The organism is Bradyrhizobium sp. AUGA SZCCT0169, from assembly GCF_018130085.1.
Taxonomy (GTDB): domain Bacteria; phylum Pseudomonadota; class Alphaproteobacteria; order Rhizobiales; family Xanthobacteraceae; genus Bradyrhizobium.
In genome coordinates, this window is sequence record NZ_JAFCMC010000001.1 from 197,196 (window position 1) to 222,750 (window position 25,555).

Annotated in this window: 26 protein-coding genes, 1 tRNA gene and 1 pseudogene; 14 read left to right on the top strand and 14 right to left on the bottom strand. The window is 55.9% G+C overall.

Features of this window, described 5'->3' with window-relative positions:
• The first annotated feature begins 24 nt into the window (after positions 1-24).
• From JQ609_RS00925 to JQ609_RS00935, 3 genes are all read left to right on the top strand, one after another.
• The gene (locus tag JQ609_RS00925; RefSeq protein WP_212001304.1) at positions 25-255 is read left to right on the top strand and encodes a hypothetical protein; all 231 of its coding nucleotides are present in this window, start codon (positions 25-27) and stop codon (positions 253-255) included.
• Positions 256-382: 127 nt separating this feature from the next.
• Positions 383-595, top strand: a complete 213-nt coding sequence (locus JQ609_RS00930; protein WP_249119417.1) for a hypothetical protein — start codon at positions 383-385, stop codon at positions 593-595.
• Positions 596-670: 75 nt separating this feature from the next.
• Positions 671-928: a hypothetical protein gene (locus tag JQ609_RS00935; RefSeq protein ID WP_212212019.1), complete on the top strand. Its 258-nt coding sequence runs from the start codon at positions 671-673 to the stop codon at positions 926-928.
• A 353-nt stretch (positions 929-1,281) separates the two neighbouring features.
• Here the strand turns inward: JQ609_RS00935 and JQ609_RS00940 are convergent, their stop codons facing one another.
• Positions 1,282-1,536 (bottom strand): hypothetical protein, encoded by a 255-nt coding sequence (locus JQ609_RS00940; RefSeq protein ID WP_212271691.1) that lies wholly within the window; start codon positions 1,534-1,536, stop codon positions 1,282-1,284.
• A gap of 82 nt (positions 1,537-1,618) precedes the next feature.
• Between JQ609_RS00940 and JQ609_RS00945 the strand changes: the two genes are divergently transcribed.
• From JQ609_RS00945 to JQ609_RS00960, 4 genes are all read left to right on the top strand, one after another.
• Positions 1,619-1,777 carry a hypothetical protein gene (locus JQ609_RS00945; protein ID WP_212211854.1) on the top strand — a complete coding sequence of 53 codons (159 nt, stop codon included), beginning with the start codon at positions 1,619-1,621 and terminating at the stop codon, positions 1,775-1,777.
• A 237-nt stretch (positions 1,778-2,014) separates the two neighbouring features.
• Positions 2,015-2,521 carry a ferritin-like domain-containing protein gene (locus tag JQ609_RS00950; RefSeq protein WP_212211986.1) on the top strand — a complete coding sequence of 169 codons (507 nt, stop codon included), beginning with the start codon at positions 2,015-2,017 and terminating at the stop codon, positions 2,519-2,521.
• 137 nt (positions 2,522-2,658) lie between these two features.
• On the top strand, positions 2,659-2,868 hold the full coding sequence (locus tag JQ609_RS00955) for a hypothetical protein (RefSeq protein WP_212211853.1): 210 nt from the start codon (positions 2,659-2,661) through the stop codon (positions 2,866-2,868).
• Between the two features lie 55 nt (positions 2,869-2,923).
• On the top strand, positions 2,924-3,178 hold the full coding sequence (locus JQ609_RS00960; RefSeq protein WP_212271692.1) for a hypothetical protein: 255 nt from the start codon (positions 2,924-2,926) through the stop codon (positions 3,176-3,178).
• A gap of 250 nt (positions 3,179-3,428) precedes the next feature.
• On the opposite strand, the gene JQ609_RS00965 is transcribed toward JQ609_RS00960, so the two are convergent.
• Positions 3,429-3,599 carry a hypothetical protein gene (locus JQ609_RS00965; protein ID WP_212211850.1) on the bottom strand — a complete coding sequence of 57 codons (171 nt, stop codon included), beginning with the start codon at positions 3,597-3,599 and terminating at the stop codon, positions 3,429-3,431.
• 526 nt (positions 3,600-4,125) lie between these two features.
• Between JQ609_RS00965 and JQ609_RS00970 the strand changes: the two genes are divergently transcribed.
• Positions 4,126-4,989: a hypothetical protein gene (locus JQ609_RS00970; RefSeq protein WP_212211848.1), complete on the top strand. Its 864-nt coding sequence runs from the start codon at positions 4,126-4,128 to the stop codon at positions 4,987-4,989.
• Positions 4,990-5,057: 68 nt separating this feature from the next.
• Positions 5,058-5,342, top strand: coding sequence for a hypothetical protein (locus JQ609_RS00975; RefSeq protein ID WP_212211846.1), 285 nt, complete (start codon positions 5,058-5,060; stop codon positions 5,340-5,342).
• Positions 5,343-5,562: 220 nt separating this feature from the next.
• On the opposite strand, the gene JQ609_RS00980 is transcribed toward JQ609_RS00975, so the two are convergent.
• The 3 genes from JQ609_RS00980 to JQ609_RS00990 all read right to left on the bottom strand — a co-directional run bounded on the left by JQ609_RS00980 (position 5,563) and on the right by JQ609_RS00990 (position 7,936).
• Positions 5,563-5,847, bottom strand: a complete 285-nt coding sequence (locus JQ609_RS00980) for a hypothetical protein (protein ID WP_212211844.1) — start codon at positions 5,845-5,847, stop codon at positions 5,563-5,565.
• A 540-nt stretch (positions 5,848-6,387) separates the two neighbouring features.
• Entirely contained in the window at positions 6,388-6,723 is a 336-nt protein-coding gene (locus JQ609_RS00985) for a hypothetical protein (protein ID WP_212211842.1), read from the bottom strand.
• Positions 6,724-7,552: 829 nt separating this feature from the next.
• Entirely contained in the window at positions 7,553-7,936 is a 384-nt protein-coding gene (locus tag JQ609_RS00990; RefSeq protein WP_212211841.1) for a PRC-barrel domain-containing protein, read from the bottom strand.
• A 119-nt stretch (positions 7,937-8,055) separates the two neighbouring features.
• Between JQ609_RS00990 and JQ609_RS00995 the strand changes: the two genes are divergently transcribed.
• Positions 8,056-8,352 carry a hypothetical protein gene (locus JQ609_RS00995; protein ID WP_212271693.1) on the top strand — a complete coding sequence of 99 codons (297 nt, stop codon included), beginning with the start codon at positions 8,056-8,058 and terminating at the stop codon, positions 8,350-8,352.
• Positions 8,353-8,860: 508 nt separating this feature from the next.
• On the opposite strand, the pseudogene JQ609_RS01000 reads toward JQ609_RS00995, so the two are convergent.
• From JQ609_RS01000 to JQ609_RS01010, 3 genes and pseudogenes are all read right to left on the bottom strand, one after another.
• Positions 8,861-8,956 (bottom strand): annotated as a pseudogene (locus JQ609_RS01000) (DNA ligase); the annotation flags it as partial.
• A 437-nt stretch (positions 8,957-9,393) separates the two neighbouring features.
• Positions 9,394-10,089: an outer membrane protein gene (locus JQ609_RS01005; protein WP_212211837.1), complete on the bottom strand. Its 696-nt coding sequence runs from the start codon at positions 10,087-10,089 to the stop codon at positions 9,394-9,396.
• Positions 10,090-10,288: 199 nt separating this feature from the next.
• Positions 10,289-10,678 carry a response regulator gene (locus tag JQ609_RS01010; RefSeq protein WP_212271694.1) on the bottom strand — a complete coding sequence of 130 codons (390 nt, stop codon included), beginning with the start codon at positions 10,676-10,678 and terminating at the stop codon, positions 10,289-10,291.
• A gap of 170 nt (positions 10,679-10,848) precedes the next feature.
• On the opposite strand from JQ609_RS01010, the gene JQ609_RS01015 reads away from it, so the two are divergent.
• The 4 genes from JQ609_RS01015 to JQ609_RS01030 all read left to right on the top strand — a co-directional run bounded on the left by JQ609_RS01015 (position 10,849) and on the right by JQ609_RS01030 (position 19,748).
• Entirely contained in the window at positions 10,849-11,166 is a 318-nt protein-coding gene (locus tag JQ609_RS01015; RefSeq protein ID WP_212271695.1) for a PilZ domain-containing protein, read from the top strand.
• Positions 11,167-14,998: 3,832 nt separating this feature from the next.
• Positions 14,999-16,393: a hypothetical protein gene (locus JQ609_RS01020; protein WP_212271696.1), complete on the top strand. Its 1,395-nt coding sequence runs from the start codon at positions 14,999-15,001 to the stop codon at positions 16,391-16,393.
• A 487-nt stretch (positions 16,394-16,880) separates the two neighbouring features.
• The gene (locus JQ609_RS01025; protein ID WP_212271697.1) at positions 16,881-18,254 is read left to right on the top strand and encodes a DNA methyltransferase; all 1,374 of its coding nucleotides are present in this window, start codon (positions 16,881-16,883) and stop codon (positions 18,252-18,254) included.
• 891 nt (positions 18,255-19,145) lie between these two features.
• The gene (locus JQ609_RS01030) at positions 19,146-19,748 is read left to right on the top strand and encodes a hypothetical protein (RefSeq protein ID WP_212271698.1); all 603 of its coding nucleotides are present in this window, start codon (positions 19,146-19,148) and stop codon (positions 19,746-19,748) included.
• A gap of 106 nt (positions 19,749-19,854) precedes the next feature.
• Here JQ609_RS01030 and JQ609_RS01035 read toward each other — a convergent pair whose 3' ends face one another.
• From JQ609_RS01035 to JQ609_RS01060, 6 genes are all read right to left on the bottom strand, one after another.
• Positions 19,855-20,535, bottom strand: coding sequence for a hypothetical protein (locus JQ609_RS01035; RefSeq protein ID WP_212271699.1), 681 nt, complete (start codon positions 20,533-20,535; stop codon positions 19,855-19,857).
• Positions 20,536-20,762: 227 nt separating this feature from the next.
• A complete protein-coding gene (locus JQ609_RS01040; protein WP_212271700.1) occupies positions 20,763-20,957 on the bottom strand; it encodes a hypothetical protein in 195 nt (64 codons plus the stop codon).
• A 685-nt stretch (positions 20,958-21,642) separates the two neighbouring features.
• The gene (locus JQ609_RS01045) at positions 21,643-22,923 is read right to left on the bottom strand and encodes a site-specific integrase (RefSeq protein WP_212271701.1); all 1,281 of its coding nucleotides are present in this window, start codon (positions 22,921-22,923) and stop codon (positions 21,643-21,645) included.
• 105 nt (positions 22,924-23,028) lie between these two features.
• Positions 23,029-23,103: transfer RNA gene (locus JQ609_RS01050), tRNA-Val, on the bottom strand.
• 147 nt (positions 23,104-23,250) lie between these two features.
• Entirely contained in the window at positions 23,251-24,531 is a 1,281-nt protein-coding gene (locus tag JQ609_RS01055; RefSeq protein WP_212211831.1) for a hypothetical protein, read from the bottom strand.
• Between the two features lie 247 nt (positions 24,532-24,778).
• Positions 24,779-25,468 (bottom strand): DUF1134 domain-containing protein, encoded by a 690-nt coding sequence (locus JQ609_RS01060; RefSeq protein ID WP_212271702.1) that lies wholly within the window; start codon positions 25,466-25,468, stop codon positions 24,779-24,781.
• Positions 25,469-25,555 lie beyond the last annotated feature (87 nt).

Genomic DNA, 25,555 nt, shown 5'->3' on the forward strand with positions numbered 1-25,555 from the left:
ATTTGATGAAGCGAGGCCATTCCGATGCCGTCAGATCCGCTGAAATGGTACGACCACAACGCGGATAATCCGCCCTGGATCAAGGCGCTCGCCGAAGTGCGGACGTTGGCCTGCCGCGAAGGCTGGTGCTACCAGCACGTCCAGGCCATCATCGTCTCGATCGACCAATACGCGGAAGCCGCACTCGGCAATCGCGGATACTTCCTCAACAAGCCGCATCGTATCGGCGGCAGCAGGAACGATCACGTTCCTTGAATGCGCGACGTCGCCCGAACCCTTGGCGCGCGCGATTTGCCTCAAGCGGCAGATGGTTGCTTCAAGCGGCAGATGGTCGCGGAACAGGTCATCCCCGGCGGCGTTTGCCTTCATGACCGAAACGCTGATGACAACGATTGAAGATTCCTTCCAGATCGCCTGGGACTATCTGGAGGCAACGGGCGAACTCGGCCATCCCGACACCGCAGCCAATCACCTGCTCGACACGATCGAAGCGATGGTTCGCCGCGGCGAGCGCCGCCGGCTGCTTCTCTCCAACACCGCCATCGCTGCCTACCAGCGTTTTCGAGCCGAACAGGGCCTGTCGCTGGCGTCATAGGAACGGGGCTGCGGCTGGAACGTTCTGCTCCTCACGCGGGGTTGGTCGCACCTCGCGAAAGCTGGGGAGGATCTTATGGAAAGCGGTTTCAAGAGCGCTGAAGCGTATCGCGCGACGGCCTTGCTCTGCCGGCAACAGGCCGCGTGCGATCCGGACAATAGCTGGAGGTTGCTCGGTGAGGCCGAGCGGTGGGAATACCTCGCCGAACAGATCCTGGCATCCCGCCAGAATCGCGCGGCCGAGGGCGCCAAACCGGCCATCGAAACGGGAACAGCACGCATCGCGCCTTCGCAGCCGAAGGCTACTCCGTCGCGGCCGCCCCGCTATGGGTAGGTAGTGCTATCGCAGCATCGCTGCCGGTGGCCGTTAATCCACCTTACCCGGGCGATCCAGCTTGGGTCACGATGTCAGAGGAACCCGACATAAAGATCGGAGTTGCCGTTCTATCGCCGTCCGCCCCTGGCCTCCACCGGCGATGAGAGTGTCGGTGCTCCCGCCTGAAGGCAGGTGAGCATGTGCAAACGGTGCGCCGAACTCGACGGCAAGATCGAACACTACAGGCGAATATCAACGCATGTGACTGACCAGCTCACCCTGGACGGGATCGCCGGTTTGATAAAGCAAATGATGCCGAAAAGGCCGCGCTCCATCCCGAGCAAAAGCCGTGAGCGATTCCTTTCCATGGATCAGCCGGTAGCGGTCTTGCCGATTACGCTCTGACGGTTGATGGGATTTTGGCCGCGTCCTGCAATCCGCGCGACAACGCGTGCAACGAGCGCCAGGCCGGTGACCACGCCGCTCGACGGCGTTTTTTGATTCTGGATCTTCTGTGGCTGCTGCTTCGGTTTCCCGTCCACGGTAACGCGGAGACAACCGGTCGTACGCGTTCTCCATCCCGTGAGCACCGTGATGAAATCAATCAGCGCGACGCATCGACGCATTCCACGCAGACTTCGGCATTCCCTCATGGAACGGACGCCGGGACAGGGGATTTCCCAGGGGTAACCGATGCAGGAGAACCCGATGAGCAAAGAAACCCCGAAGGACGATCCCCGGCAGCGAACCGACTGGGGTTCGCATTCCCAGACCGACAAACCCTGGAAAGGGCCTCCCGAGAAGGAGCAGAAGCCGAGCGACAAGACGCCCGATCTGGAGAAGTGGCAGCAGAGCGATACACACTAGCAATAGGCGCCAGGGAAGGGCGCAACGATGGCGCCGGTGCGAAAAATGATGGGCAAGGCGGTCATCTGTCGATCGCGATCGTCGTCGCGAGCCTGATCGGGTTTGCGGTCCTTGTGATTCAGGTCCGAAAACAAAAATGAGCCGAGAAAAATGAATCGTCCCAGCGGGACGCAGTTGAGGAACAACTCCCGGTACGGCTGGTTCTACCGCAACACAATCCAACAGCTGGAGGCCGGTATGGCGAAAGAGAAAGCACTGCAGGACCTGTTCCTCGATACGTTGAAGGACATCTACTTCGCGGAAAAGAAGATCCTCTCGGCGTTGCCGAAGATGGCCAAGGCGGCGCAGTCCCCAAAACTCAAGGCGGCTTTTGAAAAGCATCTGGCCGAGACCGACGGCCAGGTCGAGCGGCTGGAGCAGGTGTTTGCGTCGATCGACGAGACCCCGAAGGGCAAGACCTGCGATGCCATCATGGGAATCATCGATGAAGGCAAGGAAGTCATGGACGAGTACAAGGGCATGCCCGCCCTCGACGCCGGCCTTCTGGCTGCCGCGCAGGCCGTAGAGCACTACGAGATTTCCCGCTATGGCACGCTGAAGACCTGGGCGAGTGAACTGGGTTACAAGGACGCCGTAAAGCTGCTCGACGCGACGCTCAAGGAAGAAAAGGCGACGGACAGCGCCCTGAGCCAGCTCGCGGAATCCGAGGTCAACCGTCACGCCGAGACCGCGCAAGCCGCGTAATCAGGCAAGCGGACATCATCGAAGGGCTCCAGCCTTACGCTGGGGCCCTTCTGCGTTTGCTACTCGCGATCACATAAACGCAACGGAACCGACCGCGCCCCGGTTCATTGGTGTCTTGACCTCCAAGGAGACAGACAATGGCAAAACAGAATCCAGTCAAAACGGACGGCAAGGTTCCGGCACGACCGCACGATTCAGGCAGCCAGGCCAACGAAACCGTTGACGGCCTCGACGCCGAGACCGAGGCGTTGCGACACGCTGCCGAAGATACGCCGTCTGCCGCAGCACCCGACGATGTCGAGAAGGTGCCGGTATTCGACCGCGCAGGCCGGGCGCCGAAAATCTGATCGGACAGCAAGCGCGCAAGTTACGAGACTGCACGTGAAATGCGAGGGTGAGGCCATGAAGTTCGGATACGCACAACCATTTTCCTTCAACATCGGCCATCGCCCGGAAACTGTCGTTTCCCGCATTCGTCACGGCGTCACCGAAATAACCCTGAGCGACGGCCGGCTGGTTCGCGCGACGCTTCACGTCAAGGAGGTCAGGATTGACCCGAACAAGCCCGGCTCGGTTGACGTTTCATACAATATCATTGCCGAGATCATGAACACGCCGGACGTGCCCATTCTCGACGTGCATGAGACGATCCAGTGATGAAAGACCATCGGGTGGATTACGCGAGCACCAAACCTAATGCCACTTGAGTGAATCGGTAGGCGCAAACTCAGTGCACCTCTCTCGCTCGAGGGGTCGAGACGAGCGAAGCTCGCTCTTAGGTACCTGCGCTCGAAGAGCGCGGCGGGTGGGGGCTCTCTCCATACGATGACTCGCGGCGACGCCCCACCCCAGCCCTCATCCGCCGTCATCGACGGCAAAGATGGAAGCCCAGACACCTCGCAAACATTCAATCCTGTTCACGCACGCGGATCTCCAGCCGGGCGTCGGCGAGGGCCTCGACGACGCATTTTGCTATTTGTTTGGCTTCCTCAAAGCCCATGCTTCGCTCGGGATGATCCTTGAAGCATTCGCAAATTGCATCTGCAATGATCGAGTTAACCTGATGCGGATCAACCATGATTTGCCACCTCCATGGGGCGGCGCGTTTTTCGTGTCTGAAGAATCCCGATCGCAGCTTCCTGAAAATCCTCCAGCTTCATGATGCGTCGATGAAACCGCAGTCTTCAGATTTGGTTCCGTCTCCTCCGCGAGGAGCAACGGGGGGCACTGAAGATTGCCATTTCTTCCCGGTCATCGTTGCAGTGCACCCAATATCTGCTCAAGCGCTCGGACCGAGACAAGGTCTTATGTTGTTCGCGATTGGAACCTTCCCAATAGGATTTCCATTATCGGGTTACGCGGCGCACTTCCGTGTCGGGTTGGCTCGCGCATCGCTAGATAGAGGTTGGGCCCCCAGCTGGCCTGGCATTTTCAAGTTGCTTGATCGGCGCGACGCGGCGGGAAAGCGCGCGTCGCAAAGCGCATGATGAACTGCAAGCTCGATCGTTAGCAAAACGAGGAGAGAAAAATGAACGGTTTGATTTATCTGGTTGGATTGATCGTCGTCATCCTGGCCGTACTGTCGTTCTTCGGGCTGCGCTGACATGGTGAAACAGATCGAACCCGGCGCGGCTCCCATTGGAGTCCCCCCGAGGTATTTGAATTGGACACCGGCGATCCTGGGTGCGCTAGTGGCCACCGCGCTTTCGTCGATCCTGTTGGCGTTCGGCGCGACCATCGGATTGGGGATTTCGTCGACGGCGCCGACGTGGCGGGACGCGTCCGCCGCACTTTGGATTCTATCGGGACTGTATCTCATTATCCAGGCTGCACTGAGTTTCGGCGTGGGAGGCTACATTGCGGGGCGAACGAGTGTCGCGCCGGCCGTCTCGGATGTTGACGAAATCGAACAGCGCGACGGCTTGCATGGTCTCGCTGCCTGGGCGCTCGCCGTCGTGCTCGGGGTGGCGCTTGCGGCGTTGCTCGGAAGTGCGTCCCTGACGCGGTCCAACAGCAACATGTCCTCGGCAAGGACGAGCGCCGCAGAGCCGCTGTTAAGCTATGAGATCGACCGGTTGTTCAGGCCCTTGCGCCGCGCCGCGAACGTGGACCTTTCGCAGGAGCGGGCGGAGGCCGGAAGAATCCTCCTGACGTCGTCGAGCCACTCGGGAATGAGCAGTGAGGACCGATCTTATCTGGCTCAACTCGTCGCCGCGAGTACTGGTCTTGCCGGGCCCGAAGCCGAAAAACGGGTCGATGGCGTAATCGCAAGTTCTCGGACTGCGATAGCCAAATCTCGCCGGAGCTCGGTGATCCTCGCTTTCTCCGTCGCCGCGGCCCTGTTGCTGGGTGCTGTCATCGCATGGGCAGCGGCAGGTATAGGCGGGCGCCACCGTGACGGTGCGCCGATGCCGCATTGGATGGGTGCTCGCGGCTCTGGAGTTGCTTATCGACGCGAACCCGCGTGATGAACCGGGCGGGGTGAGGTGGATCGGATGAGAACCCCCGACCTCGCCCCCGATGCCGTATTGATCGCATGTCCAAAATGCAACGCGTGGCCGATGGCGTTGAACATCGTGAAGCCGTCCTGGTCGTCTCGGCCGATGATTCAATTTACCTGTCCGAAATGCCATTTTACCTCCGAGGCAGAACGGCGCGGATACGCGAGACCGGGCTCCGACTAATCCTTGCGCCGCCGGCCATTCTCGTATCGCGCGACGGCGAGGCGCTCGAGATCAAAGCCACGGCTGGTATCTTGGCGACGAGTTCGTGCAATGGCGCAGCGGGCGCCGCGATCGTGATCCTGCTGTGGACTTTATAACTCCGCGCAAATATTCCTGTTTGGATCGTAGGTGACCAAAGCGATTGCCGTTGCGCGGTCGAGTATTACGAAAGCCGCGACGCTTGCGAATCTGCCTCGGCAAATGCGGTCCGCGCGCTGAGCGGTCTTCTCGGTGGGACGGAGTTGACCCGCACATCGCAATCGAGATTCCGTGCTCGCAGAAGCCTGCGGCACAGTCTCGCGTCGACGAGATGGTTAGCTATGCATGCAGCCGATCGCCGCGTTTGAGTTCGTGGTGCGGGTTGGCGTTTGCGTAACCCGCCTCTTCTGTCGTCAACGAACGATCGGGGATGGAGCTGATAAAATCCCTGTGCAGGTAAGTTGGTCTCTTGGTGCCATCGAACAGCACGGCAACGCCAGTGTTGCGATAGCTAATTCCGGTAACCGTCCCGGTCTTGCCGGCCAGCGCCGGGCACCGGACTGATCCGAGTTGGTTCACCTTGAAACGAGTGCCGACAACCAATCTGTTGATTTGGTGCGCCATCCGTCCACCCGTTCAATTGAGCGATTGCACAGCCTTCAGGTAGGGACCGATTGAAATCGCTTCTGGTGTCGTTGTCTGCCCGATAGGCGACAGTTCATTGCAGTCAGTTGCTGCTTGTTCCCGATCCAGGCGAAGCGGTGCCAGGCTTCCGTCTCTTCGGCGCCTTGCGTGTCTTGACGAATAACGCGGAGCGGTAGGTATTGCAGGCTGACCCTTTCGAACGGAGGGCGCACCTCGAATTAATTTGGAATAGTTCGCGCCCCCTCGTACTATGTCGGGGACCTGACTTAGGTCTCACCCCTCAAAACAGAACTCGGCATGGAGGCGGTTATGGAATTAATCCGCGGTGAAGAGGTGGCTGTTTTGGAAAGCCACACCAACAAGATCTGCAGCACATGCGGGAAGCGGTTGGCCCTGATTCGAACGATAGTGAATCCTCGTACCGGCTGCATCGTCCACATGTTTGAATGCCGGTGCGGCCAGCGCACGTGGGAAGATTAAAGACTCGTTCGGTCTCGGCAACGTGCGGTCAGACAGGCACTACCTAGGCGTTGCTTTTCCGGCATGCCGGCGGACGAATTCCTGCAGGAAGCTCGGCAGCTCTCGCATCTGATCCGAGCAACGTTTCTGCAGCTCGTGGGCGACGTCTGCTGAAACGTCTCTGCACCATCCCTCAGCGACATTAAAACCGGCAACGCGGACGGGGTTGCAGTATTGACCCTCCAGCAGATCGCGCACGACCGTTTCGAGGCCGGTATCGCCGACACCACTCCCCCGCCATGCTCGGCCGAGGGAGCCAAAGTCATCGACCACCAGGTAGACCTCTCGATTGTGCTCGTTTGGAACGATCGATGGGGTCCAAATGGACTTACTCATAAAGCAACTCCACGCAACGATACCCGTACACAACAGCGCAGAGTGATTGCTTCAGGACGGCGAAAAGGCCCCGGATCGCTCCGGGGCCCTGGCATTGGCAAGAGGTACATCCGCTCTTGCCAACCGCCGCACTTTTCCGTGGCATCAATAGCCAAGACCCTGCAGAGACCTGCACCGCATTCGGCCGGACCCGTCAGGCAGAAAGGTGAGAGAAGAGGCAGTCAGATACTGCCTATCGCCCACTCAACGGCATGAAGGCTGCAGTGACAAACGATCCGATCAGCCCGGCTACGCCGACCAGCGCGAAGTAAATCTTGTATTCCATCCAAAGTCGCGATCCTGCGGCACTTCTGGGCATCATAACCCGGCTCGTCAGCGAGCTGCAGTCACTCTTCCGGAGTACTCCGATACGCGACGGCCATGACCTTCGTTCGGTCATTGGCGCCGTCGTCCTGATCGAAGAGCGTCCGCGCAGTAAGCGGCGAAAAGTATGATCGCCATCTGCGGAGGGGATTGGGCCCAACGGGTCCGCGCGTAGCGCCGCCCGATGGCAGGCTCCGGCGTAATCCGCCGTTGATCGACGACAAAAGAGGCGGGGTTGCGCAAATGCTAATGCGCCCACGAACTGCGAACCGTCGACAAGACCGAAGACGGCTCAATCCACTGAGGCAGTATTGTCCTGACGCGCTGGCCGCGCTCCAAGAGCGATCTGACGTGACAAGAACCTGCGCCGGCGAACTGCCTTCCGGCAGTTCGCCTTGATTTCCGGCATCACACCCATCCGCGTCATTGATCCGTTGTTCAATGACTCAGCTGGTACATGCGCTGCCTAGCGTATTTGGCCACCTCGCGACTCCCAGTACGTAGGCGTTCCGTAGTACTGGTGGGTGCGCGCTTCCCAATCTCGATCCTCCCACGAGTCATCACTGAACTCAGGCGCGTCCTTCAGCTGTTGCTCGGTGATGTTGGTTCGAAAACCACCAAGCGACGTATCAAATGTCAGAGCGCCCCAGGGGATGGGATAGTGGCTGTGGCCCAACCCGGCAAAGCCGCCAAAGCTCATGACGGCATAGGCCACGCGACCTGACATCTTGTCGATGATGAGGTGATCGATCTCGCCGATATTCTTTCCTTGTGCACCGTAAACCTCGGTGCCCTGAATGTCTTCGCTCGAGATGCAGTGATGATCCGGATGGGCTGTTGCACGGGCCATGGTTTCGTCTCCCTAACTGGTGGTTTGTCGGCTTAACTCGGCCGCTACGGGGTCGTTCCTAATTCCGGAGAACATTTCACAGCGCCAATCACCGATCTGTCGTCGCCGACGGAGAAGCGATGGAACCGCCGCCAACGTCGGTTCGAGAGGTCTATGCGGCCGCGATCGGCAGCGCTCATCGCGCGAGCCTTGCATTTGCGCGACAAATTGACCCGACGGGCAAGTCAATTCGGTTTATAGGAAATCACCGATCTGCGCCCAGAGTTCGCCCCGGCGGCAGTGACGATCTCGCCGTCATGCTGGATTCCGAGGCGCGTGCAGGGGTCGCTGAGATGAATGCTGCAATGATGGCAAGCAGAATTGATGTCGAGCGCATGAGTGGAATTCCTTCCCTCGCGCCGATCTCAACAGTCTAAGGTAATTGACCCGACCCTGGTGCTGCCGCCCATCGGCTTCGACCCACGCCAAGCGGGCACAAAAAACGGCCCCAGCGTCTAAGGGGAAGCGTGCGCTGAGGCCGTGAAGGCATATGTCCAGTATCTCTCCGGACGGGACAGCAACGCAACAAATTGCCACTTGTTCCCGAAATAGGTACTCCGAACTGGCTCGAAAAGATCAATCAAGTTGCGGTAACTTGGCAGAACCCGCTGGCAACCCGCCGTTGCCACGCGGCTTGGCGGCCCCAGTGCAAGCGCCAGGCGCGCTGGGGCCGCCTATTCACGGTTCGGAGCCGCCAACTGAGGTGACGCGCTAGCTTCGCAAATTGCGCCTGCGAATTGCTTTAGCGCTCTCTTTGGCCTCTTCTTCGTTTTCACTGATCAGATTCGGCCTAGGGCTTTTCCGTTTTTCCCGAATGCCGGTTTTGGTGGGTCGATGGTTGCGCGGTGTACTGACAAAGATATTCGAGACCTGCATTCCTGCGAAGTCCTCCCTCAGATCCTTGAGGAACGGGTGCCGCACCTTGCCCTCGGCGGACTTCGCTCGGTAGTCGATCTCGGCCAGCAGCTGGGCCTCAACCCAAGGGCATCCGCGACCAATTGACTCGACGGGCAAATCACTTCCGATTTCAAGAAATCATGTCAAAATCCTGAATTTCTGCAAATCAAAGATATTGCCCTGCACCCCAAATCACCTACACATCGCGGGGGACGCAGAGTGCGAATCTCAGCAGGACGTCATTTTGTCAGCATGCCCTTTCGGAGGTTGCCAATTTCTAAGATGATGATACCGGCGAGTATCACGGCCAGATCCATGACTTCGTAATGTCGAATTGTCGCCTTTAGCCGGTGCATCGACCTCAGCGGGGCAGGGGCAAACGCGATCGGCATGGGTGGCCTTGCGCGGGTTTCGGTCGAATGAGCCGGGACGATGCGAATGTTTCGCGAGCGCACGTCAGCGTTGGACAAAAAAAGGGCCAGCCTGACGGCTGACCCTCTTAATCTGCATCTCAAAAGTCGTCAGTAACGAGAAGCCGCCGCGTTGCCCCAACCGAACCGGTAGTTCAGGCCGGCCTTGATCGTATGCTCGTCGTTGCGGAATCCAACAGCGGTGACGACGCCAGCAGCGCTGGTAAAGAGAGCGTTCCGGGTACCGAAATCGTAGTACTGGTATTCGATTTTGCCCGACCAATTCTGAGTGAACAGGTATTCGAGACCGCCGCCGACGGTGTAGCCGTCGCGACCGCCGCCGCCGTTTGAAAAGGTGCCGCCGCCAAAACCGTTGGTGAGGCGGGAGTCAGCCCAGGCATAACCGCCCTTGACGTACACCAGCGCCGGACCCCACGTGTAGCCAAGGCGGCCGGTGACCGAACCTAGTCCGCGGTTGACGAAGGGATTGTTGTTCGTGTCGAGGAAGCTGTAGTTCGCTTCAAGGCCGAGTACCCAGTTCGGTGAGAATTGGTGGTCGTAACCAGCCTGCACGCCGCCCATGAACACACCGTCGTTGCCGTTGGTGCCGGTGAAGCCGGGGGCAAGAATGTTGTTGTCGCCACCGAATGCGCCGCCGACGTGACCACCGATGTAAAAGCCAGTCCAGTTGTAAATCGGGGAGGCCATCATTGGGGCTTTAGTGTAGGGACGGGCGGCCATGTCAGCTGCCGATGCTGTACCTGCCAAGGCGGCTAAGGCGACAGTAGCAAGGAGGAACTTTTTCATTTTGATCTTTCGTTTTATACTGTGTCTCTGCAGCTAGCGCGCAATGCGCAACATTTGCTGTAGCGCGGATGACACACAGCGCGCCATACTGATTGAATCAGTGCCAGGCCCGGTCGGAACTTTAACGGCGCGCGGGCGGCAATCTAGGCGGTGATTAGCCTGCAGTTCGGCAACTAGCTCGGCAATTCCTCAGGCGGCCTCAGTCTGTCGGTGCCAGCGGTGCTGCATTCAGCAGATTGGATATTGCGGTTACGAGCTGCGCTGGCGCAAATGGTTTGGTGAGAAGGATGCTGTTCGGAACGCCGTGGACCGGCCATTGGTCGGCGGCAGCACCGGTCATGTAGACGACGGGGAAATTCGGGTCCAGCTCTCTCGCCTGTTTGGCGACCTCCCATCCGTCGATCCTACCGAGCAGATTGATGTCCGTTACCAAGACGCGATACGGGAGTTTCCTGCCCTTCAACAAGGTCACGGCTTCTTCGCCGGATGCTGCCAAAGCAGGTTCGTAGCCCCCTTCACAAAGTGCTTCGTCAAGGATCACTTGAACGGCGGGATCATCTTCGATGACGAGGACCAGAACAGTTTCCATCAGTTTTCCCCGCCGCCGAAAGAAACACGCGGTGGTCTCGGATTGGTTCCACCGCTTATGTACAAAAGTATACTTAGCTCATGCGCAGAAAGCTATTAAGCGCTTAGACGACCTTAATTCCTTTCCGTCACCATCGGGAAAAAATGGCAGCTGGCTGACCGGAGAGTGGGATGGTAACTTCAAAGGAAAGCGAACGTCGGGTGAAGTTCGAACACGGCCTGAGCGCGCACATGATGGCCATTGACGGCACCTGGCGCCGGGACTGCGTCATCAATGATATATCTGACGGGGACGCCAAGTTGACGGTGAATGTCTCGATTGAAGGGCTACAGCTTAACGAGTTTTTTCTCCTGCTTTCCTCCACCGGTCTCGCTTATCGGCGCTGCTCTCTTAAATGGGTAAATGGAGACCAGCTGGGCGTCTCGTTCCATCGACAGAAGGGCAAGCAGGTTAACCGACCTTCGAAAGATCCTGAGTTTGCTGAATAACACATTGGGTCAGTTTGAATGTGGCAGCCCAGATGTCCAGGAATCCGCAGGCCAATGAAAAAGGCCACAGGCGTCGCGCGCTGCGGCCTTGCCGGGAAAATTGAATGTCAGTGCAATGCAGACTCCCAGTCCCGATAGCGCCGCGGCTGCCGCAAGACTATCGATCCCGGAAGTTATATTTAGTGTTTCAAGAAGCGGAACATCCAGCATGTTGCAAGGGGGAGACAGTTCCTACCTCCCATTGCTCGCATGCGGGACAAGTATGCAAGAAAAGCGATCGACTGTGCCGGCTATGTTGTTACGGTGCCAGCAGCCTCACTCGGGCTAAAGAAGCAATGATACCCCGACTTAGCCCCGCCCTAACCGGCGGGGTTTTTCGTCTGCGCGACATCGCTATAACCTGTCAGGTCTCCCAATCCATTGGCAAAAGGGTGCGTCAGTTCGCCATCTTGGAACCGTCGATATATAGCCGCTAGAGCCTTAATGAGGTGGTGGCGCGGCATCATCGGAAATGGCCTTCGGCGTTCACGCCCGTCTGGGGTCGTCTCTCTTTGCGCGGCATCTGTAAGGCGCAACATGCGGGGAGAGGCATAGCCTAACTTTTGGCACGGACATTGCGGTCACTATTCCGGAGTACGTAATTCTACGAGCGTGTTGAGATCGGCACTGCGCGGTATCTTTGATCAACTCGAGGGACCGGGAATGTTCATTGTGCGGGGCAAGAGCGATCTGGCTGGGGACACGGAAGTGGTCCGGGACATGCCCGCTGACGCCATCGAGACATCAAACGATTTGCTTGCTCAAGGATGCACAAGTAACGATTGAAGCCGATGGCCGCGTCTATCCTGTGGCAGAGTTCGCGCTTTCCCTTATCGACCCCAGGGATTAGATAGGTGCTCAATTTTGGCGTCGCGGCGTTGGCATTGCAACGATCAAAACTAAATCCGTTCAAGACTGAGGGACGACAGGGAAACCCCAATAACAATCAGCGCCCCCATCGCGAGAAGCAGCGAGGCATATCCCGCGATTTGCACCCAGTCCCAATGCTGACGCTGGTTCATCCTCAGATTTTCGACCCGGCCAATTCGGGGCATTATGATTCAGGTCAACAAAAGCCCAAAAATGAGTAAGTGCCTCTGTCCCGGCTCAACATTCGCTTGATCGGCTAAACGTCGAGGCCACTGATTTGGAACGAACCTTCCGGGGGCGAATTCATTGGAGACTACCGGATGGCAGCTCAATGACATCCGTTGGAATGGCGGCCTCAGCTCTCCCCAGTGCTGGGGCCGTTTTTGTCTCGATAGCAAGTCCAAGCGCGATCCACGACACTGGCACAAACCAGGAATGGCACAAACTGACCTGAACCAAAGAGGAGGGGAGTTTCGGGAACAAGTGGCAATGGAGGTAGTCGAACAAATACGGCCGAAGCACGTCTCACCCCCCGACGGGCCGTTTTCTTTTGGAGATGCAAGGATCAGGCGAACAGCTTCGCGCCGGCCGGCGTGAACTTCACATAGATGCCGCCCTCGTGCAGCAACAGCCACCCCCGTGCGACCGCTTGATCGAGGCCTGCCTTGTATTCGGCCGGACCCGTCAGGCAGATAGGTGAGAGAAGAGGCAGTCAGATACTGCCTATCCCCCACTCAACGGCATGAAGGCTGCAGTGACAAACGATCCGATCGGCCCGGCTACGCCGACCAGCGCGAAGTAAATCTTGTACTCCATCCAAAGTCGCGATCCTGCGGCACTTCCGGGCATCATTGCCCGGCTCATCAGCGAGCTGTAGTCACTCTTCCGGAGTGCTCCGATACGCGATGGCTGTCGCAGGTGACCAAAGCGCTGATGAGCGGTCGGAAAACGCGAAAGAACGCGACGCTTCCGAATACGCATCGGCAAATGCACTCTGCGCGCTGATTGGTCTGCTCCTTTGCGCGACAAACTGACCCGACGGGCAAATCACTTCCGATTTTAGGAAATCGTGTCAAGTCCTAAATTTCCGAAAATCAAAAACATTTCTCTTCCCTTCCACCCCAAATCACCTGCACATCAATAGCCATCCCGTCCCAATCAGAGGGGCGTTGGCCATCGTCACGACGAGGGACGGGTTGCGGTGGACGCTGAGGTTGCGATTGACGGTCGCGGCTGAAGCGTACGGCGAAAGCGTGTGGTCCTGGCGCCCGTAACGGCGTCAAGCCTTTCGGGAGCTAACGCTTCCGAGGGGCGACGGTGGCAATAGAGGCCGTCTCACCGGGGAGAGCGCGTTATAAGCCGTAAAGCCATTGCGCAGGGAATGTCGGATGTTCTCCGCTGCCCTGTATGCTCGTGTGCAGCTTTCTTAGCACAATCGCACGCGAGACCGCGGGTGCAGCGCGCATCCGGCATTCCCTGCGCCCTCTGATTTCATGAGGGCGAAACGATCCTTGCAACTCGGGCGCTTCGCGCCGCGGGATCGCGGGGGTGTGTGTTTGACCTCAACTCGTCATGCGCGGGCTTGACCCGCGCATCCATCAATCTTCGCGAGGGCGTTTTTCGAAGACGATGGATTGCCGGGTCCCGTCTACGCCAAGGCTTCGACGAGGCACACAGCCCATAGGCTCGCCGAAGCTTTAGCGAAGGCGGCAAGCCCGGCAATGACAGATTGAATGAGGTGGCATTGCTTGAAATTCAAACCTGAGCTCGTCCGGTCAGGACGATGGTGGACGCACAAGGGATCGAACCTTGGACCTCTCCCGTGTGAAGGGGAATGTCACTAAATCGCGCAGAAATAACTCAATACTTTCAATATGTTGATGATATAGTGACGTCTGGATGAAGAGGATGTCTTAAAGATCAATAACTTCGAGGGCTCCCCACGGGCACCCCTGGCTTCCCCGCACTTCCCTCAGGCGGTTCGTGATGCGATCTACAGGAGGAGGGCCGCGTAGGTCAGTCCGCCCCTTAGGCGGCCTACCTGAGCCTTAGAACGCCTTCCTGGCCTCAGGGGGCACGGGGGTGGGGGGCCTCGTGTCGACGTTGAATTAAGGCCCAAAAATATCGTACCAAATTTTTTGGGGTTAGAGGTCGGCTGCAAGCCTTATCCCTTTAATCCAACGATTAGAGGGTCGTCTTTGGTGGCAAGCTGAAATGAAGATTCATCTAGGGAGGTCGATATGGGAGCCAGTGAAAAGAGGCGGCGTGCTGTACAGCAAAAGATCCAAGGCGGGATGGACCTGATAAGTAAAGCGGTCCACAACGGCGAGCCTTCTAAGGCCCAGCTCAGAGCATCGATCCCAGCGTACGATGAAACGATGGTCAGAAGGATTGAAGCGACAGGCAAGCGTAAGCAGCCGAAAAGCGGCAGGTGACATCCCAATCAAGGGCTTTTGCATTGGCGAGGGGCTTTCTCGCGGGGAGCGCTGAGCTTCCGGTGTGTTGCACCTGCTGCGCCCCCCCTGTGCAAAACTCAGGATTCTCGACCTCAGTGATGGGCCATACGGAACTGCCGGCCCGCCGTAATTCGGGAGGACCCTTTAGGGGGTTCAAAACCCAAATGCGGTGGAGAACTCCTCATGACCAGATCGAATGACTTAAGGAAAAAGCTAAACTCGGAGCTTCCGCTCCAAGATCAATGCAGGACGGCGACTCTCCGCCCGTGGAAGATGCCCCGCCGACCGCCGAATCAGGTCTAAGGGTAGCTGAATAATATTGATCCTAAGGCACTACTTAAAGGAAATGCGACTTGCCTAGACGAACCTGGAGACCACCAACCGAAGAATTTCTCAATGGGCACTTAGCGACCTATCCCTGTCCCGAAGGTTGCCCCGCGCGTAATCGAATTCTTGAGCTGTTCGGAGTGGCTACCACAGACATCGATGGCGACTATCGAACCAACAACGTGACGGTCGCTCTGTCCAAACAGATCGTTAACGGTCCTAAAATGCGCGAGTTAATCGCGAGAATGGTAACGAAAGTAGGCCAGGGGCTGACTGATGGGACACTGGCCGGTTTTCCGTTACTTCAGTCTCAGTACGCGGCCGATCCCGCAAGATTCATGGGTCTCGTATTTGGAGCCATCTCTGATTTTTGTTTCAATATGGAGTATGTGCGGCGAATTACCGACGCGCGCTGGTCCTACTGCACGAAAGCCGGAGACCACAGAGTGTACTATCCATACTTGGGAGTATGCCCGCACTGTGTATTGAAGGGTAATCGACCTGTCGAAGCCGTGCTTGGAGCCAACGCACTCGTTGGAGAAGAAGAGCGAGAATCCCGCGCACGGTATTTCGGCAACAAGATCGAGAGCCATCACGTCGGTAGGATCGGCGAGCGAGTTATTGTTTACATTCTCGATCTGCTAATCAAATCAAAATTCCCGGATGCAACCAGCTTGCTCGTCTTTGATGATCAGCACGACGTTGACGCAGCCTTCTTCTTCGAGGGACTGGGGATCATCACGCAAATAAAAGCAAGTCCTTTGATCTTACTGCCGGTAATGTCCGTTATGAACGCTCCTATGACAGAGGGTGTGAGCGGCGAGACTGGCCTTCCTCTTCAAAAACGCGATCACACCTTTGCAGGATTCACATCGTCGGATCACGAACTCAATCTCTATTTTTCCACGGATGACACATTCCTTCCAATCGGCAAAAGGAGTGGGCAAGATTGGCCATATGCTCCGCTAATCGGAGCTTTAGATCAGGCCAGCGTGTTCAAAATAATCAACAACTGGCTCACAATTTATATGGCGTTTGAGGTTCCAAAGCGGCTTCGCACGGGAGACGACAAAAAGAAGGCTTGGCTAACATCGGGTTGGGGCGCTCCTATCGACGATAATAAAACCAAAGCTGGCTTGGCTCGTTCTGACAATATGATGAAGGGAACTTATGCCAGCCTAAAATATGGAGCTTACTACGTCCAAGAATGCCAGCGTCGCACTCTAAAAACAGCGCTGGTCGCGAACATCGATCCTGTTCATCAATACGCTGACTATTTGGAGAAGCTTGAAGACATACGATGGGCACACAACAAGGATTTCAAGCCAAATCAAAATGGCGATGAAACCGCTTCCTATACGATTGCAAAGGACAGACTCACGTTTCTTTTCGACAGCGTATTCACCTTCAACCGTCAAATAATGAACGATCCTGTGTTGGCTGATGCATGGGACCTGGGAGGCTTCATCAAAAAGCTGATCGACGGGAGTGCAACGAAAACACTCGATTCTTGGAGTGGCTACAGTGCAGCGTAAACGGCACTCCTCTTTGATTGTCTCTCTAAGGCACAATATAGTTCTGGAGAGCGATATTGAAATCGCAGTTGCTGAGCTCGCAGCTATGTGCGGTCTAGATGACCCATCAAGTGTTGAGTTGATCCATTCGCGAGCGAGTCTTCTGAAGTATTTGAACGAGGTTGAAGCCGACGCCATATCAATACGCCTGCTAACTCGTCACTTGAGGCAATCTGGGGCGGTCGCGCTTAGGATTGATGAAACAACGCGCGATCAATTCGAACTTGTGCTTCGAGAGAGCGCGTTCGGACAGGAAGTTCTGTTTCTAAGCGAGCGCGCGTCAAAGGTTAAAAACGGAATGGTGCGGAAGCTATCGCGCGACTTCAAGCTTGCGAATAGTCGCCATGCGACGCGAGGCGTCACCTTATCGTCGGTCTTGGATTACAGCACTAGAATGGTTTCGAATCGGGGGAAGGGACTAAGCGTTTCCGTGGGATTGGATGCACTGGTGGATTACGTCCTGGACGAAATTCCGCCAGCAAACCGGTATGTACAGGAAATAAAGGCTGCCCTCGCTGCAAAAAAGACAACGCTCTATCTCACCCACGAACTGCATTTGTACAAGGGCAAGTTCTTTCCACGAATGGTACGGGCTTTAATCAATCGGTACGTTAAAAAACTAGATAGCCTTATAGTCGACCCGTTTGTCGGAAGCGGCACAACATTGTTGGAAGCTTCCGTCTTAAGCCATCGGTCTATCGGAATTGATGTCGATCCTACTTCCGTCTTGATCAGCAATCAGAAACTTGCGCCGATAAACCTCGATCCGGTGATTATGCATCAAGTATGTGAGGCAATGCATGACGCTGTAAATTCCGGAGTCGAACGTTCGTTGTTTGCTTCGGGCCGCTTCAGCTTGAACGACTGGAAAAAATTCAAGGTCACAGCACCTGAACCGATGCGATCTCGTCTCATAAAGCGAGGGTTGGAAGAAGGCTACGACTTGATTGGAGAAATTGAAGGCGACTCAGCAAAAGCTCGGTGCCTCATTTCGCAGCTTCCAACTGAGATTCAGCCTATTATGTGGGTTTGTCTCTCTCACGCTCTGACCAAGAAGCTTCGTCTTCGTTTCGTCGGCATAGGAAATGGTCGGTTTACGATTGATGTTGCACGAGTGGGCGTTTTGGATCTTTTTCTAAAAAAGGCATTCCACTTAGTAGCAATCACCGAAGTTTTCGCGTGGCTCAAGCGTAACGGCGAAGAATTTGGTGCCGCCGAAGTTATACGGGGCTCTGCGAAGAATCTTGTCGAATTGCTCAACGGGCAGAAGGCGGATTTGATCCTCACGAGCCCGCCGTACATTCCCGCTTCATCAGGAAGGGAGCATTACGCGCGTGCCCGAGCAATTCCGCTGGTATTTACGGGAGCCGCTACTGTTGAGGAACTGGACGAACTTGATCAATCGTTCATAGGCGAAATGTCCGCTCAAAGCGACACGCTGCATCTAGAAGAAGGTATGCCACCAGCGATCAGGCGAACATTGAAGTTTCTGAGGACCGATCAACAGCGCCTTCCAAAATACCTGCCAACGTTGAACTACTATCTCGACCTCGAAAAGGTGCTACGGCAGACGAAGGGATGTCTTAAAAAGGACGGCCGTGCCATTTTTGTCGTGGCAAAAAGCCACACATTCTACATCCACAAAACAAAGAAGATTCTGCATTCGGTGGATTCCGCGCTGGCTGTTGCCGAACTAGGTCAGCAAGCTGGGCTCAAGGTCCTCGAAACAATCCACGTGCCCCTTAGTAAATCGGGCGGACTTAACGCACGGCCGCGCTCAACGGACGAATACAGCGAGTCCATAATCGTCTTTTCAAAATGAAGGTCCAAGTTAAACGGTTGGCGCGTTGCGGTTGAAAGCCATCTAAGCAAGAGAACGTCAAACAGATCGATCTCGTCCTGGTCGGATTGATGTAGTGATAGGATTAGACGATCAAGCCCTGCCCAGCCCTTCTATTCCTTATGGAGAACGCGGCCATGCCGATGAAGCCTTCCGCTCCTCCGCCGTCAGGAAATCGAAAACCATCAAGGCATATTCGGCAGGCTTCTACACGCCGCTGTTTCTTCGTGATGTTGACCCAATCGGAGGGGCCGGATTCATAAAGTACATATTTGTCCTCGTCCTTTGTAATCGGGAGACTAGCCGCCCGACCTTTTTCGTGACCCTTGAAACCTCCCCTGAGTATCAAATGTGCTTTGCGTCTTTCAACCGGATGGCACCCGGCTAAACCTCGGCTCGCTCAATGACGCGGATTTGTCGAAAGCGTTCATAAGCAAAGGATTGGCATTTCTTAAAGAACGATTTCTCCTTGATGAGATCAAAGAATTGACGGAGCAGCCGAAACCAAAATCGTGGTGGAAGTGGTGGTGAGTAAACACGTTGGGGATGATGCTCAAACCGTGGGCGACGAAGCTTGGGTCAAGAGATACTAGGCGGCCATACCACGTTGACATTCCAAGGGCCGGTGCGCTTCGATCTCTCTTCGGAAGTGACTAACCGGATTTTCGATGCGGGGAACTTCATGATTTCGGATTTTGTCAGCGAAGACGAGTGTGCCCTCTGTTCGGGCATGTTGCCGAGCGAGAGAGCGGTATGTCGCAAGAACCTGGACCAAATCCCGCTGCGCGAGCCGGTTTGCGACGCTTGCTTGGCGGCGTTTTTTTGCAACATCGGATTCCCCGTTAGCGATGAGGAAAACGGTAAGGGGCACTCATGAAGTTAATCGAACGCAACGGCAAGTTAGGTATGAAGTTGAAGACTAAGCTTGTCGTGAAGACGTTCCTGATAGCGGTTCTATTCCTGGGACAATGCGTTGCAGCTCTCGCGATGGACAACATTGAAGCTGACGTAGCTTACGATCGAGAGATTAAAGACCGAATTCGTACCGAGTTTATACAAGGTCTGAAAATGCTAAAGGCTCAGGCGGAAGCGTTGCACGTTGACGTTAGACAAAAAGATATCGAAGCTCTTCAAAAGCACATGTACGAGAAATCAATTCTGATAGCGCGGTGCTTTGATAAAGGATTTTCACTCATTAAGAACGGTGTAGCAAAAACCACTTCGACTAAATATGTGGACGAATGCATTACGACGCACACCAAATTCATGGCCTCTTTCGATCGAGAAGATATATGCAAGCTTGAGGGGACTAAGGTCGGGGCGGGGTCGAAAAATGAGCAAAGTTCGGTGAACGCTCCTTATGACTTCCTGAAGTTGGATACGGGTGTAATGCCGCCATGGGTATTAGACTACGTCGCCATCAAAGATTGCTATGACAAACGAGCTAGAACAAAAAGGAATTTTGGGAGAGACTAAAACCCTCATATTAAGTCTGAAATCGTCAATGTGAGTATCTCAGTCCAGACGTTTGCAGAGACCCCCAATTTTTCTAATGAAAGTTACGTTCAAACCCTCTTATTTGCTAAGCAAGTTGCAGCGAAGTCGCCCTCCTACGCTCGCGAATAGCTGATGCGTGAGTCTGAAGGGCGTTTTTTTGCGTTTCGGTGATGGTGTGACACTTGCTCATTCCGACGATGTTTCTAATTGTCGCCGCTTGCTCAACGCTTGGCAGAGCATCGAAGCTGAAGTGCCCGCCTTTGCCTTCGTCCTTGAGCAGTTTCAAGAACGACAGCTTTCGCTTGATGGAGCTCCAATGTCGCTTGCTCCGACCAGAAACATATACGTGCATCGTTGAAAGGTTCGCGTCGTCTTCGTGAACGCGTCCGTTCTTTCCAACCAGCACAAATCGATCTTGGACAGTGCTGTACTGAACTCGCTCTTTCGATACGTTCAGTTGATCGACGATTTGCATCAATCGCTTCGACTTTCGCGGCGTAGGTCGTGACCCCCCTCGGGCTTTCTCTTGCATGAATTCATCCAGTGTGTTGAAAACGTGCACACCTTGGTCGCGCAAGTATTTGATAAATTCGAACCTCGTGATTTCCTGGCCAGACCATTGCGCACATTCGTTCATTGCGACTTCCAGCGGCACTAGCAACCCGATGATAGGTGTCGTCTGGTCAAATGAATTCCAAGAATGAAGTTGTCCAATCATCTTACGTCTTTCAAGGTACCTTACGTACCTGAAGATATTATCTAACATATTGTGTCCTTAGTTCCTTTTCTTAGTTCATGTTCGTTGTATCTATAAATAGCCTTGTCCCTTGTTCTTCTAAACCTTGTTCTCTCTTTTCTTCCTTTTGATATTCCTTAGGTATCCTAAAGCGGATGTATTTTCATTCCCCTTCAGTTGCGATGAAGCGTAACAAGGCTGATGCAGAAGCGGATACGACTAATCGGTTAGCCGAATTCCCAGTGCCTGGCCTTTGCTCACTTCTTCTGACTGCACACCGCGCGAACATCGATTTTAAATCCTGCATCGGACGGCCTTGCGAGGTCGGCCTGGAATGCTGCTGCTGCGTCACGGCAGAGTTTTTCGTTGCCAAACCCTGCCAGATAGTGGCTTTGCGATTGCGAGTAATTGGGAGCTGTCGATAACACCAAGACGATCATTACCCAGTCCATTGTTGGTCTCCCTTGTATTGGGCACTAATGCGCGAAGCAGCGCTTACGTGAGTCTAAAAGAGCGGGGGAAGAAAAGAGTATATCAAATTTTTAGAGGTCTTTCAATGAAACGGCCTCTATTCGAAGTTCGGTAGATATATTTCTTGTTCTCTTACGACCATTCCCGCGTTTTACGACCGTTCCCGTCGGGTGCGCGCCTTTGACAGGAATGCACTGAACCAGCCATGTCGACCACACTGAAGTGTTCAATCAGAAAGGTAGGCATATGACCAACGACCCAAAGTTACTCAATCAGTTTCGTGTGACTGAAGAAGATTTGTATTCAGAGCCGTCGACCAAAGAAGCTTACGACGACTACATGGCGAAACGTCGAGAATTTGGAGACGCGTTACGCGCGTTCCATGAATCGACCAAAATGCTACACTGTGTGTTGGACAGACCGCTCCGTACTGCAAAGTTAGTACCCGACGGAAAAGATTGGACTTTGAAAGAGCACGACACCGATGATGGCTTGATGATCTATATTTGGTCAGAGCCAAAGCAGAGAGGCCGTAGACGGCCGGAGGTGCCGACACAAAGGCTAAGCTTTAGCACTAAAGGATTTAGAGCGACGTAATGCGTGCAGTTAGGTAGGGCGTTGTGGCGCCCTACCTATTCCTTGAAGCTAATCGCGACTTGAGCGTTTCTACAGCGATGGGAGTGCCAACATTACATTGTGCGGTTGGTTAGCTTTTTTCCAATTGCGTACCGCGAGCTCAACGCTCTTTTCCGTTTGTGCTGGAGTAAGTCCGCGTTTGAAGGCAAGCGCGTATGCGCGGACGCGCACTAACACCTCTGCTGGCACCCCTTCGATGGCCAACTGATCGTGAACCTCTTTCAAGGTGTGGCCCTTGAGAGCATACCGATCCAGTTTGTCTCGAATCGAATTTAGGCTGGAGCGGATGTAAAGACCTGCCATGTCCCTGTTCGCATGGCCCATCATAAGATCGTGCTCGGCCTTTGTAAGGCCGGCTTCATCGAACCGCGAACCAGCCTCCCGCCTTAGATCATGGAACGTGAGATTCGTGATGCCAGCGCGTTTAACCGCATCCATCCAAGTTTGCTTGAACGCGTTCTTGTTCATCGGAAAGACATTATTGGTCCATTTGAACTTGCCTTCCTTGGCAAGTTTCACGGCGAGAGGCATGAGGTAGTTTCCAGCGTTCACAGAAAGCACAATTGTTCTGCCCTCGTAGGAGCTTGCGTGGTCAGTCTTGCTTTTCCGGATCTCGATCTGCCGCTTTTCAATATCAATATCTGCCCATTTCAAACTGAAGATTTCCTGCAAGCGCATTGCAGTTTCTATCGCTAGGTAGATTGCAAGCGGAGCGTAGTATTGATTTTGAGCGCGGCAGCCTTTGCAGGCTTCATCAAGCAAGGCCAGTTCGCCGTCTTCCAGCCGTCGCTTGCGTCGGTGCATCGATCCTTTGATTTCGATGCCCCGGAATGGGTTCGTAAGATTTTCAAAGCCCCATCGCTCTTTAGCGACCTCAAAGACATGCTGTATTGAATTGCATTCCCGGCGGATCGTTCTAGGCGTGATCAACTTCCCGCGCCAAACATCCGTTTTCCTTGCTTCGATGTATGCGTGAGCATCTTGCCGCTTCACATACGCTAAGGATTTTTTGCAGAACTCTCGCCGGAGAAAAGCGTTCAACACCGATGTCTCGCTGACAACGGAGCCTTTGTGTGGCGTAACCTCTTTCAGATAGCGGCGGACGATGTCCCCCACCGTGTGTCTTTCGAGGTGCTTAATCGTGAGTGGGAGCCCCACCTCCAGGATGTTTTTCTCTTGCTCATGCGCCCATCGTTCAGCTTGCGCACGTGTCTGAAACATCTTGACCTGCGTAGGATGGCCTTTACGCTTAACTTGCGCGCGCCACGGCAACCTCCGCGGTTTGTCCGTCATCTTTTTGATGTGAGCCATCGCAGCCTCGCAATTCTCGGTATCAATTCTCAAATGGAATTGTACCCGCAGGGCACCCCAGCGAAGCAAGTGACAAATCAGAGTTTGCTAAGTGATTGATTTATCTGGTGGACGCACAAGGGATCGAACCTTGGACCTCTCCCGTGTGAAGGGAACGCTCTCCCGCTGAGCTATGCGTCCGGGATTCGGCGAAATCAGCGCCGTCAGAGCCCGCGATTTACGAAGTGAGGGCCCATAGTGTCAAGCAAACAAAGCGGCCGAATCGGGACATAGCGTTTTCGAGCGAAGTGGAGGCCGGTTCGCGTGAAGAAAACGCGTCAAAAAAAGTTACGCCCCTTGCTGGCGGGCGCGGGAGGCGTGCGACTGCAGGGCCCGGATTCGCTCGGCCAGGGTGCCGCCGCCTTCGGAAGGCGTGGTGGCGGCGGTGTCGTTGGCCGGCTTGGCCGGGGGCTTGGGAGCCGCCGGTTCCGCGGCCAACATGGCCTCGATCGCCGAATTCGGTCCCTCCAGCTGGATCGCCAATTTAGCGACCTCGGCGGCGATGTCGTTGATGCGCTCGCGCAGCAGCGCGTTCTCCATCCGCTCGGTGGCCCAGGAGCTTTCGGCCTGCTGCTGGATCGCGTTGATGTCGCGCTGCAGCTTGGCGCGTTCGTCGCGCGCGACACGAAGCTGTTCCTCGACCGCGGCCTTCTCGCTGCGCAGCTTTTCGATCGCCGGCGAATTGCCGCCCTGGCTCAGGGCCGCGATCTCGACACGCAATTCCTTGGTCGTGCGCTCGGCGACGTCGTTGGCCTGCTTGAGCTGGTTGTTCTCGAATTCGCGTTCGGCCAAGAGCTTGCCCTGGGTGGCGAGCCGCGCCTCGAGATCGTTGACGCGGTTGCCGAGCATTTCGGCTTCCTTGACCTGGATGATCAGCTGCCGGTCCAGATCGGTGACGCGCTGGCTCAGATTTTCGACGCGGCTGCGCGCCTCGTTGAGTTCACGCGTCGCGTTCTCGGATTCGCTGCGCTCCTGCGCGAGCCGGGCTTGCGTCGCCGCGAATTCCTTTTCGGCGTCGCCGACGCGGCCCTTCAACTCCTCGATCTGCGTGCGCACCGCGACCAGCTCGACCTGGCGGCTGTCCGCCACCATCGAACGGTCGGACAGTTCATGATTGATCTTGGCAAGTTCGCCCTGCTTGTCGGTCAGCGCCCTTTCGGCGCCGCGCAGCATCTCGGTCTTGGCCGAAAATTCCTCTTCGGTGGCGCGCAGCTGTTCTTTCACCGCCTTCTCGCGCGCCTCGAGCCCGAAGATCGTGGCGTTCTTCTCGCCAAGCTCGATCTTCATGCGGTTGATCGCGTCGGATTTCTTGCCGAGTTCGGCAAGCTGGCTGGTGGTCTTGTTCTTCAGCTGGTCGACGCTCATCTCGAGCCGCCGCGCCGACATCGCGAATTCCGCGCGCAGCTGGTCCTTGTCGGCCTGGATTTCCGCCATCGACAGCGGGGTGGCCGCTTCCAGTCGCCGGGTCGTCAGCCGGACCGCGCGGTTATGCACCAGCGGCACGATCATCAGGCCAAACAGCATCGAGACCAGAAAACCGATCGCCAGATACATGATCGGTTCGATCATGGATGGTCACTCCCCGAGGGCGTAAAGAATTCGTTAATCACAATGCCATGGGGGACCGGCAAAAGGCCAGCCCAATGCCGCGTTAACCTGAATCGTGAAGATCAATGTGGGGGCGTAGCGTTTTCGAGCGAAGTGGACCCCGGTTCGCGTAAAGAAAACGCGTCAAAACAAAAACTGGAGCCCGGTTCTGATGCAATCAGAACCGATCAGGCTCCGCTGTTCAGGAAACCGTTGCTCAGGAAAAAGGTCAGAACGGGTTCCAGGTCGCGCGCGGGGTAAATTTGAGATAGCCGATGTTGGCGCCGAGCCGCAGACCGATGCCGGAGCGGATCGGCACCAGCACGATATTGTTGGCGGTGAGCGCGGTCATGCCGAAGCCGCCGACGATATAGGCCGAGCCGTCGATGCCGGCGAAGCGCTGATAGATCGCGTTGGTGGCGGGCAGGTTATAGACCAGCGTCATGGTGCGGGCGCCGTCGCCGCCCCAGTCGAAACCGACCGACGGGCCCTGCCAGTAGACCCGCAAGTCGCCGGCGTTCTTGGTGTAGAGGGTGCCTTCGCCGTAGCGCAGGCCGGCGACAAAGGCGCCGGAGCCTTCCTCGCCGAGGACGTAACCGTTCGGCAGGCCCCATTGGCTCACCGCGCGCTCGATGATCGATGCCAGCCCGCGCGAGACGTTGCCGAAGAATTTGTGGCCGGCGTTGACCAGCTCGTCCGGCCCATAGGTCGCCGGGCCCTGCGCGCGCTGCGGCGGCGGCGCCTGCTGGACCTGCTGGTACGGTGCTTGCTGCACCGGAGCCTGCTGGTATGGCGCCTGTTGGCCCGGTGCCTGCAGTGGCGCCTGTTGCATCGGCCCCGACTGCTGCGCTGGTGCGGGCACAGTCCAGCACATCAGCGCGGCGAGCGTTACCGCGGCAAGGCGTGAGACGAAAATCATCAAAGAACCCCTGGTATCGAAATTCTGGCCGCCGCCTTAACCTGACGCCAACAAGCACGGCTCTAGGTTGCGTCCAGTGTCCCCTCG

What these genes read in the sequence shown, in the direction of transcription:
- JQ609_RS00925 (WP_212001304.1), top strand. Translation starts at nt 25, where the DNA reads ATGCCGTCAGATCCGCTGAAATGGTACGACCACAACGCGGATAATCCG.
- JQ609_RS00930 (WP_249119417.1), top strand. Translation starts at nt 383, where the DNA reads ATGACAACGATTGAAGATTCCTTCCAGATCGCCTGGGACTATCTGGAG.
- JQ609_RS00935 (WP_212212019.1), top strand. Translation starts at nt 671, where the DNA reads ATGGAAAGCGGTTTCAAGAGCGCTGAAGCGTATCGCGCGACGGCCTTG.
- JQ609_RS00940 (WP_212271691.1), bottom strand. Translation starts at nt 1,536, where the DNA reads ATGCGTCGATGCGTCGCGCTGATTGATTTCATCACGGTGCTCACGGGA.
- JQ609_RS00945 (WP_212211854.1), top strand. Translation starts at nt 1,619, where the DNA reads ATGAGCAAAGAAACCCCGAAGGACGATCCCCGGCAGCGAACCGACTGG.
- JQ609_RS00950 (WP_212211986.1), top strand. Translation starts at nt 2,015, where the DNA reads ATGGCGAAAGAGAAAGCACTGCAGGACCTGTTCCTCGATACGTTGAAG.
- JQ609_RS00955 (WP_212211853.1), top strand. Translation starts at nt 2,659, where the DNA reads ATGGCAAAACAGAATCCAGTCAAAACGGACGGCAAGGTTCCGGCACGA.
- JQ609_RS00960 (WP_212271692.1), top strand. Translation starts at nt 2,924, where the DNA reads ATGAAGTTCGGATACGCACAACCATTTTCCTTCAACATCGGCCATCGC.
- JQ609_RS00965 (WP_212211850.1), bottom strand. Translation starts at nt 3,599, where the DNA reads ATGGTTGATCCGCATCAGGTTAACTCGATCATTGCAGATGCAATTTGC.
- JQ609_RS00970 (WP_212211848.1), top strand. Translation starts at nt 4,126, where the DNA reads ATGGTGAAACAGATCGAACCCGGCGCGGCTCCCATTGGAGTCCCCCCG.
- JQ609_RS00975 (WP_212211846.1), top strand. Translation starts at nt 5,058, where the DNA reads ATGTCCAAAATGCAACGCGTGGCCGATGGCGTTGAACATCGTGAAGCC.
- JQ609_RS00980 (WP_212211844.1), bottom strand. Translation starts at nt 5,847, where the DNA reads ATGGCGCACCAAATCAACAGATTGGTTGTCGGCACTCGTTTCAAGGTG.
- JQ609_RS00985 (WP_212211842.1), bottom strand. Translation starts at nt 6,723, where the DNA reads ATGAGTAAGTCCATTTGGACCCCATCGATCGTTCCAAACGAGCACAAT.
- JQ609_RS00990 (WP_212211841.1), bottom strand. Translation starts at nt 7,936, where the DNA reads ATGGCCCGTGCAACAGCCCATCCGGATCATCACTGCATCTCGAGCGAA.
- JQ609_RS00995 (WP_212271693.1), top strand. Translation starts at nt 8,056, where the DNA reads ATGGAACCGCCGCCAACGTCGGTTCGAGAGGTCTATGCGGCCGCGATC.
- JQ609_RS01005 (WP_212211837.1), bottom strand. Translation starts at nt 10,089, where the DNA reads ATGAAAAAGTTCCTCCTTGCTACTGTCGCCTTAGCCGCCTTGGCAGGT.
- JQ609_RS01010 (WP_212271694.1), bottom strand. Translation starts at nt 10,678, where the DNA reads ATGGAAACTGTTCTGGTCCTCGTCATCGAAGATGATCCCGCCGTTCAA.
- JQ609_RS01015 (WP_212271695.1), top strand. Translation starts at nt 10,849, where the DNA reads ATGGTAACTTCAAAGGAAAGCGAACGTCGGGTGAAGTTCGAACACGGC.
- JQ609_RS01030 (WP_212271698.1), top strand. Translation starts at nt 19,146, where the DNA reads ATGAAGTTAATCGAACGCAACGGCAAGTTAGGTATGAAGTTGAAGACT.
- JQ609_RS01035 (WP_212271699.1), bottom strand. Translation starts at nt 20,535, where the DNA reads ATGTTAGATAATATCTTCAGGTACGTAAGGTACCTTGAAAGACGTAAG.
- JQ609_RS01040 (WP_212271700.1), bottom strand. Translation starts at nt 20,957, where the DNA reads ATGGACTGGGTAATGATCGTCTTGGTGTTATCGACAGCTCCCAATTAC.
- JQ609_RS01045 (WP_212271701.1), bottom strand. Translation starts at nt 22,923, where the DNA reads ATGGCTCACATCAAAAAGATGACGGACAAACCGCGGAGGTTGCCGTGG.
- JQ609_RS01055 (WP_212211831.1), bottom strand. Translation starts at nt 24,531, where the DNA reads ATGATCGAACCGATCATGTATCTGGCGATCGGTTTTCTGGTCTCGATG.
- JQ609_RS01060 (WP_212271702.1), bottom strand. Translation starts at nt 25,468, where the DNA reads ATGATTTTCGTCTCACGCCTTGCCGCGGTAACGCTCGCCGCGCTGATG.